The organism is Glycocaulis sp. (genome assembly GCF_052168375.1).
Lineage (GTDB): Bacteria > Pseudomonadota > Alphaproteobacteria > Caulobacterales > Maricaulaceae > Glycocaulis.
The window spans coordinates 1-5,775 of record NZ_JBQLZR010000080.1; the positions used below are offsets into that span (position 1 = coordinate 1).

Annotated in this window: 6 protein-coding genes; 4 read left to right on the top strand and 2 right to left on the bottom strand. The window is 62.9% G+C overall.

Annotated features, from left to right (window positions below):
- The 4 genes from ACTS2Z_RS03015 to ACTS2Z_RS03030 all read left to right on the top strand — a co-directional run.
- A partial coding sequence (locus ACTS2Z_RS03015; RefSeq protein WP_442571753.1) for an efflux RND transporter permease subunit occupies positions 1–2,183 on the top strand: 2,183 nt, incomplete at its 5' end.
- A 138-nt stretch (positions 2,184–2,321) separates the two neighbouring features.
- Positions 2,322–4,409, top strand: coding sequence for a M13 family metallopeptidase (locus ACTS2Z_RS03020; protein WP_442571754.1), 2,088 nt, complete (start codon positions 2,322–2,324; stop codon positions 4,407–4,409).
- A 148-nt stretch (positions 4,410–4,557) separates the two neighbouring features.
- The gene (locus tag ACTS2Z_RS03025) at positions 4,558–4,689 is read left to right on the top strand and encodes an entericidin A/B family lipoprotein (protein ID WP_442571755.1); all 132 of its coding nucleotides are present in this window, start codon (positions 4,558–4,560) and stop codon (positions 4,687–4,689) included.
- 134 nt (positions 4,690–4,823) lie between these two features.
- Positions 4,824–4,916, top strand: a complete 93-nt coding sequence (locus tag ACTS2Z_RS03030; RefSeq protein WP_373290513.1) for an entericidin A/B family lipoprotein — start codon at positions 4,824–4,826, stop codon at positions 4,914–4,916.
- 79 nt (positions 4,917–4,995) lie between these two features.
- Here the strand turns inward: ACTS2Z_RS03030 and ACTS2Z_RS03035 are convergent, their stop codons facing one another.
- Both ACTS2Z_RS03035 and ACTS2Z_RS03040 read right to left on the bottom strand, forming a co-directional pair.
- Positions 4,996–5,310 (bottom strand): hypothetical protein, encoded by a 315-nt coding sequence (locus ACTS2Z_RS03035; RefSeq protein WP_442571756.1) that lies wholly within the window; start codon positions 5,308–5,310, stop codon positions 4,996–4,998.
- Between the two features lie 148 nt (positions 5,311–5,458).
- The gene (locus tag ACTS2Z_RS03040; protein WP_442571757.1) at positions 5,459–5,740 is read right to left on the bottom strand and encodes a hypothetical protein; all 282 of its coding nucleotides are present in this window, start codon (positions 5,738–5,740) and stop codon (positions 5,459–5,461) included.
- Positions 5,741–5,775 lie beyond the last annotated feature (35 nt).

Below are 5,775 nucleotides of genomic sequence, written 5' to 3' on the forward strand. Positions count from 1 at the left end.
GCTCGGCCCTTCTGGGTCTGGTGCTGGTGCTGATCGTACTGGTGCTCTTCCTGCGCCCCATCGTCGCCTTCTGGGTGACCATTGGTATCGCAACGGCGTTTGCGGGCGCGTTCATGATCCTGCCACTGATCGGCGTGACGCTGAACTTCCTGTCGCTCTTCGCCTTCCTCATCGTGATCGGGGTCATCGTCGATGACGCGATCATTGTGGGCGAGAACATCCACAACCGTGTTGAACGCGGCGAGCAGGGCCTGACGGCGGCTGTCGTCGGCGTGCAGATGGTCGCCAAGCCGGTGATCTTCGCGGTCATCACCTCCATGATGGCCTTCGCGCCCTGGATGATGCTGTCCGGGCCGGAAGTGCAGTTCACCCGCCAGATCTCGCTCGTCGTGATCGCGGCCCTGACCTTCTCGCTCATCGAGGCCTTCCTGATCCTGCCGGCCCACCTTGCACACATCAAGCCGCAGGAGCCGAAGGGCATTTCAGGCCACTTCATCCGCTTCCAGGGCAAGATTGCAGACAGTCTCGTCTGGTTCTCGCGCAATGTGTACGGCCCGCTGCTCGCGGTCTCCATCCGCCATCGCTATGCGACTTTTGCGCTCTTCATCGGGTGCTTTGCACTGGCCATCGTGCTGATGAACACCAACCGCGTACCGTTCCGTTTCATGCCGGAAATCGAAAGCGACCAGATCCAGGTCAATATCCAGCTGGCTGAAGGCACGCCCTGGCAGCGTACCGACGAAATCCGCGAACGCCTCGAGGCGGCCCAGATCGTCGTCCAGAACGAGTATCGCGAGATGTATCCGGGCGAGGCGGATGTCATCCGCAACCGTTCGACGCTTGCCACGCAAGGCCAGATTCGTGCCTGGATCGGGCTGGCTCCGCCTGAATCGCGTCCTGGCCGCCTGGCCTCGGCCGAGATCGCACAGCGTATCCGTGACGAGATGGGACCGGTGCCGGATGCGGAGGAAATCCGCTTTGACGCCACGCTGAACGATGTCGGACCGGCAATCGATTTTGCGATCAACCACCCCGATCTCGACGTCCTGCGGGCGGCAGCTGATGACCTGAAGGAAGCCCTGCGCGGTTTTCCGGCCACCTATGACGTGGTGGACAATCTGCAGACCTCTGCCGAGGAGTTGCGGCTGACCTTGCGTCCGGATGCCCAGGCGCTCGGCCTGACGCTGGTCGATGTCACCCAGCAGGTGCGCCAGGCCTTCTACGGCCAGGAAGTCCAGCGCCTGCCGCGCGGCGGCGAGGACGTCCGGGTGATGGTTCGCTATCCCCGCGATGCCCGCGAGAGCCTGGATGCCATCAATCAGGTCCGCATCCGTACTGCCGACGGCCGGGAAATCCCGCTCGCCGCGGTCGCAGAAGCCGAGTTCGCTCCGGGCATCAACCGCATCCAGCGCCGCGAACGCCAGCGCACGGTGCGCGTCAGCGCAGAGGTGAGCGATCCCGATGCGGCGCGGGCCATCCGCCAGCAGATCAATGAGGAGTTCTTCCCCGCCTGGCGCGAACGCTATCCGGGTGTGTCGGTCGGTGCCATCGGCCAGGCCGAGGGTGAAGCCGAGTTCATGGGAGAGATCGTCATCCTGCAGATCATCATGATCGGCATGATGTATGTCCTGCTCGCAGTTGCCTTCCGCTCCTACGCGCAGCCTCTGCTGATCATGACGGCGATACCCTTCGCCTTCGCCGGAGCCGTGTTCGGGCATCTGGCGCTGGGTGTGCCCTTTGCCCTGTTCTCCATGTTCGGGGTCGGTGCCGCTGCCGGTATCGTGATCAACGACAACCTGGTGCTGGTCGACTTCGTGAACCGGCTGCGTGATCGCGGGGTTGGTGCCTTCCAGGCGCTGGTCGATGCCGGGGTGCAGCGCTTCCGTCCGATCCTGCTGACGTCGGTGACGACCTTCATCGGTGTGTTGCCGATGATCGCCGAACGCTCGACAGCGGCGCAATTCCTCAAGCCCATGGTGGTGTCGCTCGGATTTGCGGTGGTCTTCGCCCTCTTCCTGACGCTGTTCATGGTGCCGGCGCTCTATGCGATCGGTGTGGATATCAAGCGCAGCGTACTGTCGCTCTGGACCGGCCAGAAGCGTCCGGGCATCGGGTCTGGCTATCACGGCGATACCAGCGGCACCGATATCGACATCGGCGAAAGCCGTCAGCCAGCCGAATAGGCAAAAGGCTGAGACTTCCACGGCGGAGCGCAGCTACTGCGCTCCGCCGTGGCCATTGGGGCAGGCGGGGCCTAACTTTCCTGCCGGTTATCACCGGGGCGTCTCAGGCAAGGGACGCATCCGAAAGGGGAGACTGGAATGAGAAAATTTCTACTGGCGGGGTGCTGCATTGCCGTGCTGATGGCGTGCGACACTCAAGGCAATGGCACTGCGGACGGCACTGAAGACGCCGCCGTAGCCGCCACGACCGAAGCACCGGCCGAGCCGCGCTTCGGCACGTTCGGCTTTGACACGGCAGGCATGGACACTTCGGTGGCGCCGGGCGACGACTTCTTCGCCTATGCCAGCGGCGTGTGGGCGGAAACGACGGAAATTCCGTCTGACCGTGCCCGCTACGGCGTGTTCGACATGCTCGCTCTGGAAGTCGAAGAGCAGGTGCAGGCCATCGTTCTGGACGCTGCCGAACGCGGCGGCGAGCCGGGCTCGAACGAGCAGATGATTGGCGATCTCTACGCCAGCTGGATGGACGCAGACGCCATCGAGGCGCGCGGCCTTGAACCGGCCCAGCCCTATCTTGATGAAATCGCAGCGGCGACCACGTTCGAGGACATCACCGCCCTGATGGCGCAGCGTTCCTATCACGCGCCCTACGGTGTCTTCATTGGTGCCGACTCCGAAAACCCGGAGCGCTATATCGTGCGCGCCGGCCAGTCCGGTCTCGCCCTGCCGAGCCGCGACTACTACCTACTCGACACTGGCCGCTTCCCGGAATACCGCGACGCGTACCGCGCCTATATCGCGCAGATCTTCGAGCTGGCTGGCCTGCCCGATGGCGAGATGCGCGCCCAGCAGATCCTCGAACTCGAAACGGCTCTGGCCGAAGTTCACTGGACCCGGGAGCGGTCGCGTGATGTCACGCAGACCAATAACCGCATGTCGCTGGAAGAGTTCTACGCGCTGGCGCCGGAACTGAACTTGCAGGCGGCTCTTGAAGCGCGCAGCCTGCCGGTTGAAGGCGAGATCATCGTGGCCCAGCCGAGCGCCATCACGGATGCCGGTGCCCTGCTGGCCAACACCGATGTTGACCTGCTCCAGGCCTGGCTGACCTTCCACTTCATCTCTGACCGGGCCTCCTGGCTTCCGTCGGCCTTTGACGAGGCGAGCTTCGATTTCTACGGCCGCACCCTGCGCGGTACCGAGGAGCAGCGTACGCGCGAGCTTCGCGGCGTCCAGCTGGTCAATGGCGCGCTCGGCCACCCGGTCGGGCAGGTCTATGTCGAGCGTCACTATCCGCCAGAAGCCAGCCGTCAGATGGACGAGCTGATCCAGAACCTCGTTCAGGGCTTCCGTGGCCGTCTCGAGCGTCTGGAATGGATGGACGATGAAACGCGCGAACAGGCGCTGACCAAGCTGTCCACCTTCGAGCCGCGCATCGGCTATCCGGAAATCTGGAACGAGTATGACGGGCTGGAAGTCCGCGCTGACGACTATTTCGGTAATCGCGAGCGTCTGTCGGACTTCGCGTGGGCTGAACAGCTGCGCCGCTTCCCGGATCCGGTGGATCGCCGCCTGTGGGGGTGGCCGCCGCAGATCGTCAATGCGAGCTACAGCCCGCTGATGAACCAGATCACCTTCCCGGCTGGCATCCTGCAGGCTCCGTTCTTTGACATGAATGCCGACCCGGCGATGAATTACGGTGCCATTGGCGCTGTCATCGGCCACGAAATCGGCCATGGCTTTGACGATAACGGCCGCCGCTTCGATGCCGAAGGCCGCCTGCGTGACTGGTGGACGCAAGAGACCAATTCGCGCTTCGTGGAACGGTCCGACCGTCTGGTCGAGCAGTATAACGGCTTCTGCCCCTTCCCCGATGAGTGCGTGAACGGCCGTGTGTCGCTCGGCGAGAACATTGGTGATCTGGGTGGCATGCAGATGGCCTACGAGGCCTGGCGCGCCTACGTCGCCGAGAACTATCCGGACGGCGAAGCGCCGGTGATCGACGGCTTTACCGGCGACCAGCGCTTCTTCCTGGCCTGGGCGCAGGTGTGGCGGACCCTTTTCCGCGACGACTCGCTGCGCGCCCAGCTGGCCACCGGCCCGCACTCTCCGGGCATGTACCGGGTGAACGGCGTCGTTCGCAATCTGGACGCCTGGTACGAGGCGTTCGGCGTGACGGAAGAGCACGAGCTCTACCTGCCGCCGGAAGAGCGCGTGCGCATCTGGTAATCAGGTTTAAAACCTGAGACCTGCGAAACGCCCGGCCAGACATGGCCGGGCGTTTTGTTTTGATGGACGCGGCTTGTTGAGCGCGGATAGACTTGCCCCCGGAGCGGCACAAACGGCTTGTGCCGGCAAATGGCAAGGTCAAAGCACCATGATCAAAACTGCGCTTCTTACCCTCGGCCTCATTCTCGTCAGCCTTGTCCTGACAGGGTGCAACACCATTCAGGGTGTCGGACGTGACATCACGCGCACGGGCGAGGCCATCGAGGACATTACGACCTGATCGCGAAAAAAATTCATCCCTCGCGGAGCCATTCAGACAATCACGCGTTAACCGGTCGCACAGGGCGATATTCGCCGGTTGAAGACAGGAGACCTACGATGCGTGAGACCCTTCAGATCCTGAGCGTGGCCGTCATGGTTTTTGCTCTCGCCGCCTGCAACACGGTTCAGGGCGCTGGCCGGGACGTACAGGAAGCTGGCGACGCCATTGAAGACGCCGCTGACTAGGCGGGCATTGCCTTCACAGCAATGAAAAGGGCGGCTCATCGCGAGCCGCCCTTTTCTTGTTTCCAGAGGGTGCAGAAGCCTAGTCGCGGCGCAAGAGCGGGCGCACCGCAATCGTGAAGGAGGTCGCAAACAGCGCGATGATGATGCGCGCGATAATGGTGAAGAATACCAGCGTAAATTGCGGTTCGCTCGTCCACTGGCGCAAGGCTGCGCGGTAGGTCGGCGGAAGGTCCGTGCTGGTGATGAAACGGTAGACGCTGCCCGAAGCGTCCTGGACGACCAGGAGCCAGGACGGCTGGAAAAGCGCGCACATCACCAGCAGGATCGGCGCGAGAATGGCCGATATGGCAAGTGTCAGCGAAGCCGAGAACGGGCGCAAAAGCAGGCGGTTCATGTCAGAATTCTCCCTCAGACTGTCCGGGCCGGCAGCACAAATCCCCTCATGCCCCCTGAAAGCCCCACGCCGCGAGCTTAACAAACAAAGAGCGGCCCGTCGCCTTTGAAGACGGCGGGCCGCAAGAAATACCAAACCGGGTAACGGCCTATTCGATGCGCGTGATGGTGATCTCCACGCCGTCCGCGCGCCATTCATCGGTGGTGACGCTCTCGCCGATCTCGCCCGCCTCGAACGGATTGCAGAGTTCGGTGTCCTGGACAGTGATGCACAGAACACCGTCCTCGTAGGTCCAGCGGCCTTCATTGCCGAGATCATTTGTGAAGCGGCCATCGGCGTGGAAGGTCGAGGTGTAGCTGTTGCCCGTTTCGGTCTCGGTGCTCTCATAGACATTCACAGCCCTTGCCGGTACGCTTCTGCTCGCAGGCACGGCTTCCGCCTCCAGCCCGGCTGGCCATGTCTATG